The organism is Streptosporangium sp. NPDC006013 (genome assembly GCF_040614275.1).
Classification (GTDB): Bacteria; Actinomycetota; Actinomycetes; order Streptosporangiales; family Streptosporangiaceae; genus Streptosporangium.
On the sequence record NZ_JBEXUE010000177.1, the window covers coordinates 1 to 18155 of the forward strand.

Annotated in this window: 16 protein-coding genes; 10 read left to right on the plus strand and 6 right to left on the minus strand. The window is 68.7% G+C overall.

Features of this window, described 5'->3' with window-relative positions; translation table 11 throughout:
• The 5 genes from ABZ260_RS25355 to ABZ260_RS25375 form a co-directional block, all read right to left on the minus strand.
• Nucleotides 1-1046: dipeptide ABC transporter ATP-binding protein (locus ABZ260_RS25355; protein WP_355622274.1), on the minus strand; the 1046-nt coding region annotated here is incomplete at its 3' end.
• Nucleotides 1030-2067, minus strand: coding sequence for an ABC transporter ATP-binding protein (locus ABZ260_RS25360; protein WP_355622277.1), 1038 nt, complete (start codon nucleotides 2065-2067; stop codon nucleotides 1030-1032). The genes ABZ260_RS25360 and ABZ260_RS25355, both read right to left, overlap by 17 nt.
• 8 nt (nucleotides 2068-2075) lie before the next feature.
• Nucleotides 2076-3017: an ABC transporter permease gene (locus tag ABZ260_RS25365; protein ID WP_355622280.1), complete on the minus strand. Its 942-nt coding sequence runs from the start codon at nucleotides 3015-3017 to the stop codon at nucleotides 2076-2078.
• Nucleotides 3010-3948, minus strand: coding sequence for an ABC transporter permease (locus ABZ260_RS25370; RefSeq protein WP_355622283.1), 939 nt, complete (start codon nucleotides 3946-3948; stop codon nucleotides 3010-3012). The genes ABZ260_RS25365 and ABZ260_RS25370 overlap by 8 nt, the downstream gene beginning before the upstream one ends.
• 115 nt (nucleotides 3949-4063) lie before the next feature.
• Nucleotides 4064-5695 (minus strand): ABC transporter substrate-binding protein, encoded by a 1632-nt coding sequence (locus ABZ260_RS25375; protein WP_355622286.1) that lies wholly within the window; start codon nucleotides 5693-5695, stop codon nucleotides 4064-4066.
• A gap of 502 nt (nucleotides 5696-6197) precedes the next feature.
• On the opposite strand from ABZ260_RS25375, the gene ABZ260_RS25380 reads away from it, so the two are divergent.
• The 9 genes from ABZ260_RS25380 to ABZ260_RS25420 all read left to right on the plus strand — a co-directional run bounded on the left by ABZ260_RS25380 (nucleotide 6198) and on the right by ABZ260_RS25420 (nucleotide 16408).
• Nucleotides 6198-7127: an ABC transporter permease gene (locus ABZ260_RS25380; protein ID WP_355563788.1), complete on the plus strand. Its 930-nt coding sequence runs from the start codon at nucleotides 6198-6200 to the stop codon at nucleotides 7125-7127.
• Nucleotides 7120-7974, plus strand: a complete 855-nt coding sequence (locus tag ABZ260_RS25385) for an ABC transporter ATP-binding protein (protein WP_350915581.1) — start codon at nucleotides 7120-7122, stop codon at nucleotides 7972-7974. The genes ABZ260_RS25380 and ABZ260_RS25385 overlap by 8 nt, the downstream gene beginning before the upstream one ends.
• A gap of 53 nt (nucleotides 7975-8027) precedes the next feature.
• Entirely contained in the window at nucleotides 8028-8549 is a 522-nt protein-coding gene (locus ABZ260_RS25390; protein WP_355622289.1) for a YbhB/YbcL family Raf kinase inhibitor-like protein, read from the plus strand.
• Nucleotides 8550-8640: 91 nt separating this feature from the next.
• A complete protein-coding gene (locus ABZ260_RS25395) occupies nucleotides 8641-8820 on the plus strand; it encodes a hypothetical protein (protein WP_030925184.1) in 180 nt (59 codons plus the stop codon).
• 87 nt (nucleotides 8821-8907) lie between these two features.
• The gene (locus tag ABZ260_RS25400) at nucleotides 8908-9480 is read left to right on the plus strand and encodes a DUF1707 domain-containing protein (protein WP_355622293.1); all 573 of its coding nucleotides are present in this window, start codon (nucleotides 8908-8910) and stop codon (nucleotides 9478-9480) included.
• A 99-nt stretch (nucleotides 9481-9579) separates the two neighbouring features.
• Complete coding sequence (plsX, locus tag ABZ260_RS25405; RefSeq protein WP_350916147.1) at nucleotides 9580-10587, plus strand: phosphate acyltransferase PlsX; 1008 nt, start codon at nucleotides 9580-9582, stop codon at nucleotides 10585-10587.
• Nucleotides 10588-10770: 183 nt separating this feature from the next.
• Nucleotides 10771-13149, plus strand: a complete 2379-nt coding sequence (locus ABZ260_RS25410; RefSeq protein ID WP_355622296.1) for an HAD-IC family P-type ATPase — start codon at nucleotides 10771-10773, stop codon at nucleotides 13147-13149.
• Nucleotides 13146-14888: an arginine--tRNA ligase gene (argS, locus tag ABZ260_RS25415; protein WP_355622299.1), complete on the plus strand. Its 1743-nt coding sequence runs from the start codon at nucleotides 13146-13148 to the stop codon at nucleotides 14886-14888. Before ABZ260_RS25410 ends, argS begins: the two co-directional genes overlap by 4 nt.
• Nucleotides 14889-15031: 143 nt before the next feature.
• Complete coding sequence (locus ABZ260_RS25420) at nucleotides 15032-16408, plus strand: hypothetical protein (protein ID WP_355622302.1); 1377 nt, start codon at nucleotides 15032-15034, stop codon at nucleotides 16406-16408.
• Nucleotides 16409-16553: 145 nt separating this feature from the next.
• Here the strand turns inward: ABZ260_RS25420 and ABZ260_RS25425 are convergent, their stop codons facing one another.
• Nucleotides 16554-16940 (minus strand): cell division protein SepF, encoded by a 387-nt coding sequence (locus ABZ260_RS25425; RefSeq protein ID WP_030925173.1) that lies wholly within the window; start codon nucleotides 16938-16940, stop codon nucleotides 16554-16556.
• A gap of 206 nt (nucleotides 16941-17146) precedes the next feature.
• Here ABZ260_RS25425 and ABZ260_RS25430 point away from each other — a divergent pair, with 206 nt between their 5' ends.
• Nucleotides 17147-17935: a PhzF family phenazine biosynthesis protein gene (locus ABZ260_RS25430; RefSeq protein ID WP_355622305.1), complete on the plus strand. Its 789-nt coding sequence runs from the start codon at nucleotides 17147-17149 to the stop codon at nucleotides 17933-17935.
• The last annotated feature ends 220 nt before the right edge of the window (nucleotides 17936-18155 follow it).

An 18155-nucleotide genomic window follows, 5' to 3' on the forward strand; every position in this document is an offset into this window, starting at 1 on the left:
CCTTCTTCCACATCACCACCCTTCCCGAAGGGGTGCGGCTGGGTCACGTCGTGGGTCTCGGCGAAATGGCAGGCGCTCGCGTGCGCGGTGCCCGGCCGGATCCGCAGCGGCGGCTCCTCGACGGCGCAGATCTCCGCCGCCTTCCAGCACCGCGTACGGAATCGGCAGCCCGACGGCGGGTTGGCCGGGGACGGCGGGTCGCCTTGGAGGATGATCCGTTCGCGCCGCTCCCGCCCCTCCGGGTTGGGCACCGGCACGGCCGACAGCAGCGCCTGGGTGTAGGGGTGGGCGGGCCGGTCGTAGATCTCGGTCTCCTTGCCGAGTTCGACCATCTTCCCCAGATACATCACTCCGACCCGGTCGGAGATGTGCCGGACCACCGACAGGTCGTGGGCGATGAAGACGTAGGCGAGGCCGAACTCGTCCTGCAGCCGTTCCAGCAGGTTGACGACCTGCGCCTGGATCGACACGTCCAGCGCGGAGACCGGCTCGTCGCACACGATGATCTCGGGCTGGAGCGCGAGCCCTCGGGCGATGCCGATGCGCTGGCGCTGGCCACCGGAGAACTGGTGCGGGTAGCGGTTGACGTGGTCGGGGTCCAGCCCCACGACCTCCAGGAGTTCCTGCACCCTGCGGCGCCGGTCGCCCTTGGGGGCCACGTCCCGGTGGATCTCGAACGGCTCGCCGACGATGTCGCCCACGGTCATCCGGGGGTTCAGCGAGGTGTAGGGGTCCTGCATGACCATCTGGATGTTGCGGCGGACCCGCTTGAGCTCGCCGCCCCTGGCCTGGGCGACCTCCCTGCCGTTGATCCTCACCGATCCCGAGGTGGGCCGCTCCAGCGCCATCAGGAGCCTGGCCAGCGTGGACTTGCCACAGCCCGACTCCCCCACGATGCCGAGCGTCTCGCCCCGGCGCAGGTCGAAGGAGACCCCGTCGACCGCCCTGATCGCGCCGATCTGCCTGCGCACCACGACGCCCCGGGTCAGCGGGAAGTGCTTGACCAGGTCACGAACCTCAAGGATCGGCTCACTCGTGGCTGCCATCGAGGACCTCCCTCCAGTAGTGGCACGCGCTGGCGCGCGTGGGGCCGATCTCGTACAGCGGGGGCGCGTCGGTGACGCAGTCGTTCTGGCGGTAGGGACACCGGGGGTGGAAGGAACAGCCCGAGGGCATGTCGAGCAGGTTCGGCGGCATGCCCTTGATGGCGAAAAGCTCCTGCCCCTTCCGATCGACCCTGGGAACCGAGTCGAGCAGGCCCTTGGCGTACGGGTGGGCGGGCTTCCGGTAGATGTCGTGCACGGGGGCCTTCTCCACGATCCGCCCGCCGTACATGACCGCGATCCTGTCGGCGACGTCCGCCACCACACCGAGGTCGTGGGTGATCAGGATCAGGCCCATGTCGCTCTCGCGCCGCAGTTCGGCCAGCAGCTCCATGATCTGGGCCTGCACCGTCACGTCGAGGGCCGTGGTCGGCTCGTCGGCGATCAGCACCTCCGGGTCGAGCGCGATCGCCATCGCGATCATGATGCGCTGGCGCATTCCCCCGGAGAACTGGTGCGGGTAGTCGTGCACCCGCTGCCTGGCATCGGGGATGCGGACCCGGTCCATCAGCTCGATCGCCCGCCTCTCCGCGTCACGCCTGGAGGCACCCCGGTGCACCCGGAACATCTCGCCGATCTGGAACCCGACGGTGAACACCGGGTTCAGCGCGGAGAGCGCGTCCTGGAAGATCATCGCGATCCGCCGGCCGCGGACCTGGGAGCGTGCCTCCTCGGGCAGCCCGAGCAGGTCCATGCCCCGGAAGCGGATCTCCCCTCGGGAAACGCGGGCCGGCGGCGTGTCGAGGATGCCCATGATGGCCTGTGCGGTCACCGACTTGCCCGAGCCCGACTCGCCGAGCACGGCGAGCGTCTCCCCGGGGTTCAGCGAGTAGCTGACCCCGTTGACCGCCCTGACCACGCCCTGCCTGGTCGTGAACTCCACGTGCAGGTCGTCGACGGCGAGCAGCGGCTCGCCGCCGGGAGCCTGGCCGGTCGGCACCACCGGCGTCGAGGTCTTCTTCACGGGTCCCCCTACCGCAGCTTCGGGTCGAGGGCGTCGCGGACGGCGTCGCCCAGCATGATGAAGGCCAGCACCGTCAGGCTCAGGAACAGCGCCGGGAACAGCAGCGGCCACGGAGCCTCCAGGAAACGCTCCCTGGCGTCGGAGATCATGAGCCCCCACGAGATGTCGGGCGAGCGCAGGCCCACCCCGAGGAACGACAGGCCGGCCTCGGCGGCGATGAAAGTGCCCAGGTTGATCGTGGCGACCACGATCACCGAGGCGGCCGCGTTCGGCAGGATGTGCCGGAACATGATCCTCGGCGCGGAGGCGCCGAGCGCCCGCGCCGCGAGCACGTAGTCCTGGCCCTTGGCGGTGATCACCGCCGCCCGCATGATCCGGTACGTCATCGGCCAGGCCAGCACCGCCAGCGCGAGCATGACCGTCCACACGTTGCCCGTGCGGAAGATCGCCAGGATGAGCAGGGCGCCGAGGATCGACGGGATCGCGAAGAAGATCTCCGTGATCCGGGAGAGCAACGTGTCCAGCGCACCGCCCCTGAACCCGGCGAGGAGGCCGAGCAGACCGCCCACCAGCGCGGTGACGACCGTGGTGCTCAGGCCGACGACCATCGAGTTACGGGCGCCGTGGACGACGCGGGAGTAGACGTCGCAGCCGAGGTTGTCGGTGCCGAACCAGTGCACGGCGCTCATGCCCTGCCTGGCCTGGGCCAGATCGCAGGTCGCGGCGTCGAACGGGTTCACCGAGGTGAACAGCGAGGGGAACGCCGCCATGGCCACCAGGACACCGATGAGGACCGCCGAGCCGACGAAGAGCGGCCGGCGGCGCAGGTCGTACCAGGCGTCGGTCCACAGGCTCGCGGCCCTGGGCGGTTTGGGCGGCCTGGACGTTCTCACGTGCCTTCCCGGTCCACCGTTCCGGCGCTTCTTGACCGGGGCAAGGGCGTCACTCATAGCGGATCCTCGGGTCGAGCACGGCGTAGAGCAGGTCGACGACCAGGTTGGCCAGGATGTAGATCAGCACCAGCACCGTCACGATGCCGACGACCACCGGCTGCTCGCGCAGGTAGACGGAGGTGAACAGCTGCTGGCCGATTCCCGGCAGGTTGAAGATCGTCTCGGTGATCACCGCACCGCCCATCAACGCGCCGAGATCGGCACCGAGGTAGGTGATCAGCGGGATCAGCGCGTTGCGCAGCGCGTGCCGGCCGACGACCCGGCTCCTGGGCAGGCCCTTGGCCACCGCGGTGCGGATGTAGTCGGCACGCATGATCTCCACCAGGCTGTTCCTGGTGAGCCGGGTGAGGTAGGCGATCGACGTCCCGGCGAGCACGAAGCCGGGCAGCAGGTAACTGCGCCAGCCCTCCGACACGCCCGCGACGGGGAAGAGGTCGATCCCGGCCTGCTTGAGCCGCACGCCCAGCAGCAACTGGAGCACGAAGCCGGTGACCAGGACGGGCACCGAGATCAGCACCAGCGTGGCGGCGAGGATCAGCGAGTCGCCTGCCCTGCCGTGGCGCAGCGCGGCGTACAGGCCGAGGCCCACGCCGATGACCGCCTCCATCACCAGGGCGGTCACCGCCAGGTTGATGGTCACCTGGAACTTGCCCGCCATGATGTCGCCGACCCCGACGCCGGCGAAGGTGGTGCCGAAGTCGCCACCCGGCAGGCCGACGATGTAGTGCCAGTACTGCACCAGGAACGGATCGTTCAGGTGGTACTGCTCGCGCAGGATGTCGACGATGTTGGGGTCCATGCGCTTCTCGCCCGCCAGCGCCGCGATGGGGTCACCGGGCAGCGCGAAGACGATGGCGTAGATGAGCAGGGTGGCGCCCAGCAGGACTGGTATCGCCTGGATCAGGCGCCGGAGAACGTAACGGCCCATTCAAGCCTCCCGTACGTGCCCGGGGTGATTCGCGGACCGGCGGGTCGCGCGGTGCGGTGAGATCACCCTCGGGCTGCCGGTGGGGCCGGGCTCCCGCCCGGCCCTCAGCCGGTCGTCAGCCGGCCTTCTCGACCTCGGTCCACTTGATCTGGTTGAGCAGATCGATCTTCACGCCCTTGACGTTCTGGGAGAACGCGCCGTTGGTCCGGTAGAAGTACACCGGGATGTAGGGCATCTCCCTGATCAGGATGTCGTCGGCCTGCTGGTAGAACTTCAGGCCCTCCTCCTGCGTCCGGGCGGAGTCGCCCTTGGCGAGGAGCGCGTCGAACTCCTGGTTCGACCAGCCGGCGTAGTTGGCACCGGTCTTGATCGCGATGGTGGAGAAGATCGGGGTCAGGTAGTTCTCCACCGAGGGGTAGTCGATCGCCCAGCCCATGCGGAACATGCCGCCGTAGGTCTTCGCGCCGAGCTCGTCGAGGATCCCGCCGAACTTCTCGAACGGCTTGACCTTCACCTCGACCCCCAGGTTGGCGCGGAGGCTGTTGGCGACGGCCTCGATCCACTCCTTGTGCGGGCCGTCGGAGTTGTACCCCAGTTCCAGGGTCTTGGGGCCGTTGTTGGCGGTGTACTGCTCGTTGGCCTTGGCCGGGTCGTAGACGCAGGCCGCACAGGCGGCGGCACGGTACCCGTCGAGCAGCGGGTTGATGAAGTCGTCCGCCGGGGCCCGCGTGCCGGAGAAGACCTTGTCGGCGATGGTCTCGCGGTCGATGGCCATGGAGATGGCCTCGCGGACCTTCACGTTCGCGTACGTCTTGTTGTACTGCATGGGAAAGCCGATGTAGGCGACGCCGGCGTCCGCCTGGTCCAGGTAGCGCTCGCCGAACTCCGACTTGGCCCTGGCGATCGCGGACGGGGGCAGCGAGTCGTGGATGTCGAGGTTGCCCGCGGCCAGGTCGTTGAACGCGGTCTCCGAGCTCGTGTAGAGCTTGAACTGGAGCTTGGTGAACTTCGGCTTCGTCCCGGGGAACTTGTCGTACCGGGTGAGGTCGATCGACTGGTCGGTGCCCTTGTTGAACGGCTTGTCGAACTGGAAGTAGCCCTGGCCGATCGGCTTCTTGGCGTACTCCTCGGTGATCCTGCCGTCGGCGCCGAAGGCCGCCTTGGGCAGCGGGTAGAACGCCGTGTAGCCCAGCATGGTCTTGAACTGGGAGAACGGCTTGCTGAGGGTGACCCTGAAGGTGCTCTCGTCGACGACCTTCAGGCCCTTCATCTTCTTGGTGGAGACGGCCCTGCCCTCACCCGGGTTCAGGTCGGCCCAGCCGTCGATCCGGCTGAAGAAGCCGTTGGCGCTCTGCGCGTTGTCCTGGTTGGCCGCGTAGTTCCACGCGTCGACGTAGTTCTGCGCGGTCAGCTTCTCGCCGTCGTGCCAGGTGTAGCCGGGCTTGAGGCTGACCGTCCACACCCTGTTGTCCTTCGACTCGATCGACTCGGCGACCTCGTCCACGACATGCCTGTTCTCGTCGTAGCTGACCAGCGGCGCGAAGACGGCGGCCAGGACCTCCGCCCCCTCGGACTCGGTGGTGTCACCGGGGTAGAAGAGCTTCTGCGGCTCGCCGAGCTCCATCCGAACCGGCAGGTCGCCCGAGGCCGTACCGCCGCCCGAGGACGCCGAGTTGCCGCACGCGGCCAGCGCGAGGGCGAGTAGCGCGGCGCCGGCGGTGAGCCGCGCACCCTTGGTAACGCGCATTGCGGTAGATCCTCCTTTTTCAGGCTCGCGTCGACACGGAGATCCGCAGCCCGAGCAGCACGAAGGAGGATCTTCTGGTCCCTGCCTCCCGCCACCCCGGTCCGGGCACTGACGTCACACCGGCCGGTCGCGGCTGTTCCGCACCGCTCCACACCGATTCGCATCTGTGATGTTGCAGTTCGGTCACGCATGAACCGGTTCGGCGTTGTATGTCCGCCAACTCGACGAAGCCAAGATCCCAGACGCCCCTAAAGAGGACATGCAGGGATACATATATCAATAACGGTCAGGCCAAGCTACCCTCATGCCGACAGTGCTCGCATCCATTGCCTTTCCCTGCCCCCGAGCTGGGCCCACTCTGGCCGGGACGCGAAAGAGCCGGTCGCTCGCAGGCGGAGCGCACAATTACCCTGGAACCTCTTTCCCGGAGATCCCGTCCAATGTGTGCGGCAGGACGCCGCCGCAGGCGCTTCATCCACCCACATCCAATAGAGTCCTTGCCATGAGCCAGCCGGAATCCGCGATCGCGGACGCCCAGGCGGGCGGCCCGAGTAACGGCACCCCAGAGCCGCTGGCCAAGCTCGCCGCGCGTTACGGACTTCGGCGTGCCATCGCACGCCCGAGTCTGCTCGTCTACCTACGCCAGCTGTGGGAACGACGGCATTTCGTCATGACGTACGCGACCTCGCGCAACGTCTCGAAGTACAGCAACTCAGCCCTGGGCCAGCTCTGGCAGGTCCTCACCCCGCTGCTGAACGCCGCAATCTACTTCCTGATGTTCGGCCTGATCCTGGGCGCGAGCAAGGGCATCACCAACTACCCGGCCTTCCTCATCACCGGGATGTTCGTCTTCACCTACACGCAGCGCTCGGTGAGCGGCGGCGCCAAGGCGATCTCCGGCAACCTGTCGCTGATCCGGGCCCTGCACTTCCCGCGCGCCGCGCTCCCGCTGGCCTACACGATCCAGGAGTTCCAGCAACTCCTGATCTCGATGGGCGTGCTGTTCGCCCTGGTGCTGGTCACCGGCGAGCCGATCACCCTGCTGTGGCTGCTGATCCCGGTCGCCCTGGCACTGCAGACGATGTTCAACGTCGGCGCCAGCCTGGTGCTCGCCAGGGTCGGCTCCACCGCCCGCGACCTGAACCAGCTGCTCCCCTTCATCATGCGCACCTGGCTCTACGCCTCCGGCGTCTTCTTCTCCATCGAGGACAAGGTGGTGGGGCCCAACGGTGCCGGCCTCCCCCAACTGGTCGCCGACATCATGTACTTCAACCCCGCCGCCGCCTACATCGAGCTCATGCGGGACCTGCTCATGCAGACCCACCCGCCCCGGCCCTACATCTGGGCGGTCTGCGTATTCTGGGCAGTGTTCGCTCTGCTCGGCGGCTTCTGGTACTTCTGGCGAGCCGAGGAGAAGTACGGCCGTGGCTGAGTTGACCGAGGAGCTGTCCCGAGTGAAGGCCGAGGAGCCCGCCGTGCCCAGCACGGATGTCAGGGTGCATCCCAACCCCGAACCCGCCAAGGACGCCCAGGAGGGCACCCCCACGGTCATCGTGGACGACCTGCACATCATCTACCGGGTCTACGGCGCGGCCAGCGACGTGGAGAAGGGCAACGCCGTCAACGCCCTGATGCGCCTCGTCAAGCGCCAGGGACGGCCGCAGATGAAGGAGGTGCACGCCGTGCGCGGCGTCTCCTTCGTGGCCCGTCACGGCGATGCCATCGGCATCATCGGCCGCAACGGCTCCGGCAAGTCCACCATGCTGCGCGCCATCGCCGGGCTGCTGCCCCCGCACTCCGGCGCCGTCTACACCAACGGCCAGCCCTCCCTGCTCGGCGTCAACGCCGCGCTGATGCGCGAGCTCACCGGCGAGCGCAACATCGTGCTCGGCTGCTACGCGATGGGCATGAACCCCGCGCAGGTCAAGGAGAAGTACGACGACATCGTCGACTTCTCCGGCATCGGGGAGTTCGTGCAGTTCCCCATGTCCACCTACTCCTCGGGCATGGGCGCCAGGCTCCGCTTCGCCATCGCCTCGGCCAGGTCCCACGACGTGCTGCTCATCGACGAGGCACTGGCCACCGGCGACCGCGAGTTCCGGCGCAAGAGCCAGGACCGGATCAAGAAGATGCGCGACGAGGCCGGCACCGTCTTCCTGGTCGCCCACAACCTCGACGTGATCGAGGAGACCTGCAACCGGGTCATCTGGTTGCACAAGGGCAAAATCAAGATGGACGGTGACCCGCAGACGGTCCTCGCCGCCTACAACAAGGTCTGATCGCCGGGCAAGATGAGGAGCGACCGAAAAGACGCTCCCATCGGAGGTGAATCGTGTCCACCCGGCCACCGATTCCGTACGACTTCCTGCCCCAGGTTCCCGCGCTGACCGTCGAAAGCGACGACGTGCGCGACGGAGAGCGTCTGGCTCCGGCCCAGGTGTTCAACGACTGGGGATTCAACGGCCAGAACGTCTCGCCCCACCTGCGCTGGTCCGGCGCGCCCGAGGGCACCCTCGGCTACGCCGTGACGTGCTTCGATCCCGACGCGCCCACCGGCAGCGGGTTCTGGCACTGGCTGCTGTTCGACATCCCGGCGGACGTGACCGAGCTGGCCGCCGGCGCGGGGGCCGGTGACGGCGGTGTGGGGGTGCACGGCCGCAACGACTACGGCGTCACCGCCTACGGCGGCGCCGCGCCGCCCCCCGGATATCCGCACCGCTACATCTTCGCGGTGCACGCCCTCGACGTGGAGAAGCTCGGCCTCGGCGCCGACGCCTCGGCCGCCGTGCTGGGTTTCAACATCACCGCCCACACTCTGGCCCGCGGATACATCGTCCCCGAGTACGAGAGCTAGCCGACTGGGCGTGACACAGGAGGCAATGGACTGACAGCGTGTTCGGTGTTCCGGTATGATTCGAACGTTGTTTCGATCCAAGGAAGCCGTCATGGAGTGGGGGCGCGCGATGCGAGAGCTGTCCACCGCGATCGACCACCTGTCCGTCGAGGACCCATCAGAGATTCCACGTCTTCAGCTCACCGAGCAGCTCATCGAGCTGCACTGGCAGATGGCCAGGCTTCAAGCTGAGATCGCCCGCCGCACCTCCGTGCGACGCCCGGGTCGCTGAGACGGCGGGGAGGCCAACCGGTTTCCCCGCCGCCACAGACGACGAACAGGTCTCGCGATATATCTTAAGTAGTCGTACACTCGCGTCATGACGTCTCATGACCCCGTTCTGCGCGCCTCCGACGCCGATCGCGACCGTGTGGCCGCGGTGCTGGGCGAGGCGCTCGCCACCGGCCGCCTGACCAGCGTCGAGCACGCCGACCGCCTGGACATCGCCTACCGCGCCGTCACCACGGACGACCTCGCCCCCCTCACCGGCGACCTGCTCGACGTCGTGGCCCCCGGCCGCGAATCCGCCACCGAGCGGCAGCAGGTCGGAGCCGTCTTCAGCAAGGTCGTGCGTGGCGGGCGCTGGCTCGCCGGGCGGCACACCACGCTGAGCGCCACCTTCGGCGCGTTGATCGTCGACCTGTCCGAGGCTGTGCTCCCCGGCAGGGAGATCACCCTGGAGGTCAACTCCCTCTGCGGCAAGCTGATCGTCAGGGTTCCGGAGAACGCCCACGTCATCGACGAGGTCAGCGGCATGTTCGCCAAGAGACACGTCTCGGGCGGCCGGGGCGGCGAGGGCTCCCCCGTCATCCGGGTCGTCGGCCGGGCCACCTTCGGGAAGATCATCGTCTCCCGGGAGAGAACCGACTGGAATCTCCCCGGCACTCCCTGATCACCCCGGCGGAACATTCCGCTCCCGGGGCCGCCTACGATGCGGACAAACCATCCCGCACGAGGTGACCGCTTGCCTGAGACCAATGCTCCCGGCACCATGCCGATCGCCCTTGACGCGATGGGCGGTGACCACGCCCCCGACGAGATCGTGGCGGGAGCCGTGCGTGCGGTGCGAGAGCACGGGATCTCCGTCGTGCTCGTCGGCGCCCCCCGCCCGCTGTCCGAGGCGCTCTCCGACCACGACGCGACCGCCGAGATCCCCATCGTCCGGGCCGAGGAGGCGCTGGCCATGGACGAGGGTGCCCTCGCCAGCCTGCGCCGCCCGCGCTCCAGCATCGCCGTCGCCTGCCACCTCGTCCGGCGGGGTGACGCCTGCGCCGTGGTCTCCGCCGGGTCCACCGCCGGGATCGTGGCCACCGGAAAGCTCCGGCTCCGCGGCCAGCCCGGCGTGCTCAGACCCGCCATCGCCGTCGCCCTGCCGACCAGACCCACCCCGACCGTCCTGCTGGACGCCGGGGCGAACTCCGAGGTCAAACCCGAGATGCTGGTGCAGTTCGCGCACCTCGGCGCCGCCTACGCCGAGACGGCCCTGGGCATCGAGAACCCCAGGATCGGCCTGCTGACCATCGGCAGCGAGCCGGAGAAGGGCAACAAGCTCGTCAAGCGTGCCCACGAACTGCTGTCGGCCGCCCCCGGCCTCGACTTCTCGGGCAACGTCGAGGGCCACGACCTGCTCACTCGTACCGTGGACGTCATCGTCGCCGACGGATTCACCGGCAACGTGGCGCTCAAGACCATGGAGGGCAGCGTCCGCTACGCCTTCGCCGAGCTCCGCGAGACGGTCAGGGAGAGCCGGACGGCCAGGGTGGGCGGCCTGCTGCAGAAGAGACGCATCAGAGAGCTCTACCGGCGGCTCGACCCCGAGGTCCACGGCGGGGCCGTGCTGCTCGGCCTGAACGGCACCGTGGTCATCGCGCACGGCGCCTCACACGCCAGGGGGGTGAGCGCCGCCTGCGTGCTCGCGGCCAAGCTGGCCCACGAGGGCGTGGTGAACCGCATCGGCGAGCGCCTCGCCGCCGTCCCCCGCCCGCACCGCCTCTGGTGACGTGTCCCGCCCCCTGGTCACCACCTGCGTCACCACCTGCGTCACCACCTGTGCCACCTCCGGTGACACTGCGCGAACATGCCGCCAACCTGCGGTGATATTTGCGGCGCATCAGGGGACGTATTCCACCGAATTCTCCGACCCCGCGTACCCTTGAGTCCCAGTCGATCGGCAGGGGGCCGTGTGGAGCAGGTGACACAGCGTGGGCTGACCTCGGCGGAGGTCGCCGAGCGCGTGGCCCTCGGGCAGGTCAACGACGTCAGGCGCCGATCGAGCAGATCGGTCTCGGCGATCTTCAGGGCCAACATCCTCACCCTCTTCAACGGGGTGATCGGCGTGCTCTGGGTGCTGATCATGATCTTCGGGGAGTGGCAGGACGGCCTCTTCGGCCTGGTGATCGTGGCCAACGCGGGCATCGGCATCATCCAGGAGCTCCGCGCCAAGCGCACCCTCGACCGGCTCGCCATCGTCAACGAGGCTCCGGTCAAGGTCCGCAGGGACGGCTCGGAGACCGAGATCCCGCCCCGGCAGGTGGTGCTCGGCGACCTCATCCTGCTCGCGCCCGGCGACCAGCTGCTGGTCGACGGCGAGACCGTTGACTCCGACGGGCTGGAGGCGGACGAGTCCCTGCTCACCGGCGAGGCCGACCCGGTGCACAAGCTACCGGGCGACGAGGTCCTGTCCGGCAGCTTCGTGGTCGCCGGCCGGGGCTCCTACGTCGCGACCAGGGTGGGCGGCGACGCCTACGCGGCCAGGCTCGCCGAGGAGGCCAGCGCGTTCAGCCTGTCCCACTCGGAGCTGCGCGACGGCATCACCCGGTTCATCAAGTACGTGACCTGGCTGGTCATCCCAATCGGTGCCCTGCTCACCTGGAGCCAGGTCAGCAGGCGGACCGGCATCGGCGAGGCGGTCACCAGCACGGTCGCGGGCATCGTCACCATGATCCCCGAGGGCCTGGTCCTGATGACCAGCATCGCCTTCGCCGTCGGCGTGATCCGGCTGGGCAGGCGCCGCTGCCTGGTCCAGGAGCTTCCCGCGATCGAGATCCTGGCCCGGGTCGACACGCTCTGCCTCGACAAGACCGGCACGCTCACCTCGGGCGGCATGGAGCTCGGTGAGGTCCGCAGGCTCCGCGACGACCTGCCCGTGCCCGAGGCACTGGGCGCGCTGGCCAACCTCGACCCCGACCCCAACCCCACGGCCCGAGCCATCCAGACCCGCCATCCCGACTCCCCCGGCTGGACCGTCGCCGCCAAGGTCCCCTTCTCCTCGGCCCGCAAGTGGAGCGGCGCCGAGTTCGACGGGCACGGCTGCTGGGTCCTGGGCGCCCCCGACGTCCTCCTGCCGCCCGGCACTCCGGCGTACACCGAGGCAGGGGCCCTCGCCGCCACCGGTCTGCGGGTGCTCGCCCTGGGGAAGGTCGCCTCGCTGCACGACCCCGACGACCTCGGTGCCATCGAGGCCGCGGCCATCGTCGTGCTCAGGCAGCGGGTCCGTCCCGAGGCGGCCGAGACCCTCGCCTACTTCGCCGAACAGGGCGTCACCGTCAAGGTCATCTCCGGCGACAACCCCGAGTCGGTGTCGGCCATCGCCACCTCTCTCGGCATCCCCGGCGGGGAGCGCGCGGTGGACGCCCGTACCCTGCCGGATGACAACCCCGAGAAGCTCGCCGAGATCATGGAGGCCAACACCGTCTTCGGCCGGGTCAGCCCGCACCAGAAACGGCTGTTCGTCTGCGCGCTCCAGTCGCGCGGGCACACGGTCGCGATGACCGGCGACGGCGTCAACGACGTGCTCGCGCTCAAGGACGCCGACCTCGGCGTGGCGATGGGCTCCGGCAGCGGGGCCACCCGGGCGGTCGCCCAGATCGTGCTGATGAACGACAGCTTCGCCGGCCTGCCCTCCGTGGTGGGCGAGGGCCGGCGGGTGCTGGCCAACATCGAACGGGTCGCCGGCCTCTTCCTCACCAAGACCTTCTACGCGATCATGCTCTCCCTGCTCACCGGGGTCATCGGGCTCGCCTTCCCGTTCGCCCCCCGGCACTCCACGCTGATTAACGCGCTGACGATCGGCATCCCCGCGTTCTTCCTCGCGCTCGCGCCGAGCAACGAGCGCGCCAGGAGCGGCTTCGTGCCACGCGTGCTCCGGCTGGCGGTCCCCGCCGGGATCATCTGCGCCGCCGCCGTCTACCTGTCGTACTGGATCGCCCAGAGCGAGGCCGCCACCCTGGCGGAGAGCCGCACCTCGGCGGTGATCACGTTGTTCGTCGCCGCCTGGTGGGTGCTGGCCCTCGTCGCCCGCCCGTACGTCTGGTGGCGGGTCGCGCTCGTGGCCTCCATGGCCGGGTTGTTCGCCCTCACCCTCGCCATCCCGTTCACCCGCGAGTTCTTCGCGCTCACCCTCCGCGACCCCGCCGCAGGTGGCGTCGCGGCCGGGCTCGGCATCGCCGCGGGAGCCGTGCTGACCGGCGTCTTCGCGGTCATGCGATCCCGCAGTACCGGGCCCGGCCAGGGTGATATCCAATCGGTTCAGGATCGGTCAACCGCTACCCTTGGAACATGACCGACCCGCAATTCGCCCTCACCGAGCGCGTCCAGCAGGCGCTGGCCGCGGCCTTTGGTGCCGAATACTCCGACGCAGACCCGCTGATCCGTCCCTCGCAGTTCGCCGACTACCAGGCGAACGTGGCGATGAGTCTGAGCAAGCGCCTGCGACGGGCCCCGCGGGAGGTCGCCCAGGAGATCGCCGAGCACCTCACCGGGCGGGCCGACGACCCGTTCCCCGGCACCGTCGAGGTCAGCGGCCCCGGTTTCCTCAACCTGACCCTCTCCGACGACTGGATCACGGCACAGGTCTCGGAGATCCACACCGACCCGCGCGCCGGCGTGGGCGTGTCCGCCTCGCCGCAGACCGTCGTGATCGACTACTCCGCGCCCAACGCGGCCAAGGAGATGCACGTCGGCCACCTGCGCACCACGATCGTGGGCGACGCGCTCGCCCGGGTCCACGAGCACCTGGGCAACAGGGTCATCCGGCAGAACCATCTCGGCGACTGGGGCACGCCGTTCGGCATGCTCATCGAGCACCTGCTGGACATCGGCGAGGAGGCCGCCGTCGCCCAGCTGGAGGCCGGCGAGGGCAACGCCTACTACCAGGCGGCCCGGGTCAAGTTCGACACCGACCCCGAGTTCAACAGGCGGGCCCGCGCCCGGGTCGTCACCCTGCAGGCCGAAGAGGCCGAGACGATGCGCCTGTGGCACATCTTCATGGACGCCACGGTCCGCTACTTCAACAAGGTCTACGTCCAGCTCGGCGTGACGCTGACCAACGAGGACATCGCCGGCGAGAGCATGTACAACCACGTGCTCGCCCAGGTCTGCGACGAGTTGCAGGAGCGCGGCATCGCCGTGCTCAGCGACGGCGCGCTCTGCGTCTTCCCGCCCGGCTACACCGGCCGCGAGGGCCAGCCGCTCCCCCTGATGATCCGCAAGAGCGACGGCGGGTACGGCTACGGCACCACCGACATGGCCACGATCCGCTACCGGGTCCAGGACCTCAAGGCCGACCGCATCCTCTACGTGATCGGCGTGACCCAGTCGCTGCACATGTCGATGGTGTTCGACTCGGCCAGGTTGGCGGGCTGGCTGCCCGACCACGTCAGGGCGGAGCACATCCAGATCGGCAGCGTGCTGGGCTCCGACGGCAAGATGTTCAAGACCAGGAGCGGGAAGTCGGTCAAGCTTCTGGAACTGCTCGACGAGGCCGAGACCAGGGCCGCCGGAGTGATCCAGGATCGCGAGTACGACGACGCGGAGCGTGAGAAGATCGCGCACGCCGTCGGTATGGGCGCGGTCAAGTACGCCGACCTGTCGGTCAGCCACGACAGCGAGTACGTCTTCGACTTCGACCGCATGCTCGCCCTGACCGGCAACACCGGCCCTTACCTGCAGTACGCCCAGGCCCGCATCCGCTCCATCTTCCGCAGGGGCGGGGTGACCCCGGCCGAGACGACCGGAGCCATCGTGCTGGGTCACCCGGCCGAGCGCGCACTGGCACTCCAGCTTCTCCGCTTCGGCTCAGTGGTCGAGGAGATGGCGGAGAACTCGGCACCGCACAAGCTGGCCTCCTACCTCTTCGACACGGCGAGCGCCTTCACCACGTTCTTCGAGAACTGCCCGGTGCTGAAGGACGACGTCGAGGCCGCCACCCGTGCCTCGCGGCTCGCCCTGTGCGCGCTCACCCTGAAGGTCATGGAGACCGGCCTGGGCCTTCTCGGCGTCCCCGTGCCCGAGCGGATGTAACCTGTCCACCAGATGATCGTCTTTATTGGGAAAATCAAGGCGATCGTCTGGCAAAGTCATGTTCGGCGCGCCTCCCCGCGGGGATGTCCGAAGCGCAATACGCTGGCGCGGTCATCGGTCACAACTTCGGGGAGTTCTCTGCCTTGAGCACGGACCTGACCGCGAATCCGCAGGCCGGGACAGAGCTGCACCGCTGTGCCGATGCGCTCCTCACCGACCTGGCCACCGGCACCGTCCCTGCCGAGCTGCCGACCGGTTTCGCGGACATGTCCGGCCACTGGCTGGCTCCGGCCATCGAGGCCCTCGTGCTGCTCACCCGCGGCGAGGAGGCACTTGAGCCTCTGGCCCGCGCCGCCCAGCGCGACGAGCGACGGACCGCGCTCTTCCTCTGTCTCGCGCTCGCCGTCGCCGGCCAGGGCGACCGTATCCACGCCTCCTGGCTCGGCAGCGCCTTCGGGGACCTGTCCCTGGACCGCCCGGTTACCCACGGCCAGCGGGCTCTCTGGCTCGCCGCGGCCCGCGGGGCGTACGGCCCGGCGGGAAAGATCTTCGTTCTCCGCAGGCTCGACGCGGTGGCCGCATCCCCGGCATCCGAGCCCGACCTGTGGTTGCGCGCTCTGATCCCCGACGAGCCCTCGACCGTCGTGTCACCGGCCCTGGCCGGTTTCGCGGAGCTCGCCGAGCTCCCCGAGCTCGCCGTTCCCGTACAGGCCGCCGCCAGGCTGACCCACCTGCGCGACCGCTGCGCCGAGATCACCTCGGCCCGTGAGAACGCCCCCGGATCGGGCGAGGAGACCGGGACCGGCCTAGGTGACCTCGCGTTCCTTGAGACCGCGCAGACGGACCGCTCCGGCGAGTCCACGGTCGTGTGGAGCGAGGACGAGCCGCTGACCGTGCTCCGCCAGCTGATGGGTTCCGGCACCCCCGAGCGGCCGGTGAGACCGCTCACCAGCCACCTGCTCAGCGATCTGCACCCGGGCTCCCATCCCTACCTGGCCGCGATCGCACTGCATGTGGCCGCGCCCATCGTGCGGTCCGCGGCGGAGAAGCTCGCCGAGGCCACCCGGGCCGAGGCCCCCGAGTCGGTCACCATGCCGATCCTCGGCCACCGCGTGACGCTCCGTCCCGAGGGACCGGACCCCGATTCGCTGGGCGCCGCCGAGGAGCGCATCGTCACCGAGGGCACGCCGGTCCGCGGCCGGCCCTGGGCGGCCTACGTGCTGCTCGCCCTCGCCCCGGTGATCCTGGTGGTCGCGTTGGTCCTTCCCGTCCTCCCGCTCGCGCTGCTCGCGCCGCTACCGGCCGCGGAGGGTGGCTACCTGCTTTGGCGCAGGCGCAGGCGTGAGCGGGCGGACGCCGAATACGTCGTCACGCAGCTCTCCGAGCTCAGGGAGCTTGCCCAGGGCGCGGTATGGGCCCTGCATGACTACGCTCGCGAGTCGGAGAGCCGGGTCAAGACAGCGGCCTCCGATCTGGCCGAACTCACCCGGCTGCTCCGCCGGGGTCCCCGGGCGGGCTGACCGGCTCCGTTCACCGGGCGTTCTCGCCGACCCCAGGGTCGGCTGGGCTCCTGACCGGGGCACCGCCAACGCGCTGCCCGGCTCGGCCGCACGACTGCGGCGGGGACCGATCTCTCGGACCCCGCACGTCCAGGCCGCCGCCGCATCACCCGTTGGTGATCTCCACCTCGGCAGGGGCCAGCAGGAAGACCTTCTCTGCGATCCGCTCGATACGCCCTTCACAGCCGTACGCCAGCCCGGCGACGAAGTCGACCATCCTCGTGGCCTCGGCGGTGCTCATCCCGCTGACGTCCATGATGACCGTCTGACCCTCGCGGAAGTGTTGTCCGATGACCGGTGCGTCGTTGTACTTCATCGGCGTGAGCATCACGATTCGTGAGGGCTCGTTCATCGCGTGCCAGCGCTTGGCCGCGCGCTCCGAAGCAGACTGCCAGTCCTCGCCCTCGACCTCATCCTCGTAGTCGTAGGACTCGTCATACTGCTCGGCCCCGCCCAGACCAAGGTAGCTTGCCACCTTGCGCACTGCCCCCATCGGCTCGTCCTTTCGCCAGGACCACGCCGTACCCGGCCTGTCCCTACATCTTGGACGGTAACCGACGACCCGAAGTTCGCCATGCGACACGCCCAGCGCTTATTTCCACTTTGTACGGCTACCGCACTGGTCTGCCCGATCCCTGACTTTGCCCGATCCCCTGACTTGACTTCAACTGATATCTCCGGCGCCGCTAGCATCGCGTCATGCTCGTCTACACGGTCGACTCGTTTACCGATGAATTTTTCAAGGGTAACCCTGCCGGGGTCTGCGTACTCGGCAATCCAGTCCCTGACACCTGGATGCAGTCCGTGGCGGCGGAGATGCGGCACTCCGAGACAGCCTTCCTGCTCGAAGCGGAGGACGGCGGGCCGTACTCGCTCCGTTGGTTCACGCCGGTGACCGAGGTGGCCCTCTGCGGGCATGCGACCCTGGCCACGGCGCATGTGCTGTATTCCACGGGAACGGTCCCAGAAACCCTCGAATTCTCAACGAAGAGCGGAATCCTGTCCGTGACCAGGGATAAATCAGGTTTAATCAGCATGGATTTCCCGGCAAAAGTACTCCAAGAGACGCCTCTTCCCGCAGGGCTGATCGATGCGCTCGGAGTTAAACCTGTTTGGGGAGGAAAAAATGTTTGGGATTATCTCGTGGAGGTCGAATCCGAGGACGCCGTGCTCGACACGGCCCCTGACTTTCGCGCCCTGGAGGCCGTCGACGCGCGGGGAGTCATCGTGACGGCTCGTGCATCCAGACAGGGCGCCGACTACGTCTCCCGATTCTTCGCCCCCCGCGTCGGAGTTCCCGAGGACCCGGTGACGGGCTCCGCCCACTGCGCGCTCGCTCCCTACTGGTCGGCCAGGCTCGGTTCCGACAGCCTGGTGGGTGCCCAGTTGTCGCAGCGCGGAGGCGTGGTCCGCACGACCGTACGGGGCGACCGGGTAGAGCTGGCGGGGCGCGCGGTGACCGTGCTCTCCGGCGAGCTCCACGCCTAGATCCTGTCCCCTGGATCCTTCGCCTGCCGCTCCTCGCCACGGCAAGACCCGGGGGACCAGGGGTCCGTGGCCTCTCCCGGTCCGTGCAGTCGTCAAAATAGAAAGGCTCCCACCGGCCGCCAGAACTCTCCCGGAAAGCCCAAGGAACACCGGCCGACGGCCCGGATTCCAGAGCAAGAACTCCCACCGGCCGGCGGGAGCCCCGGCCTTTCGGAACCCT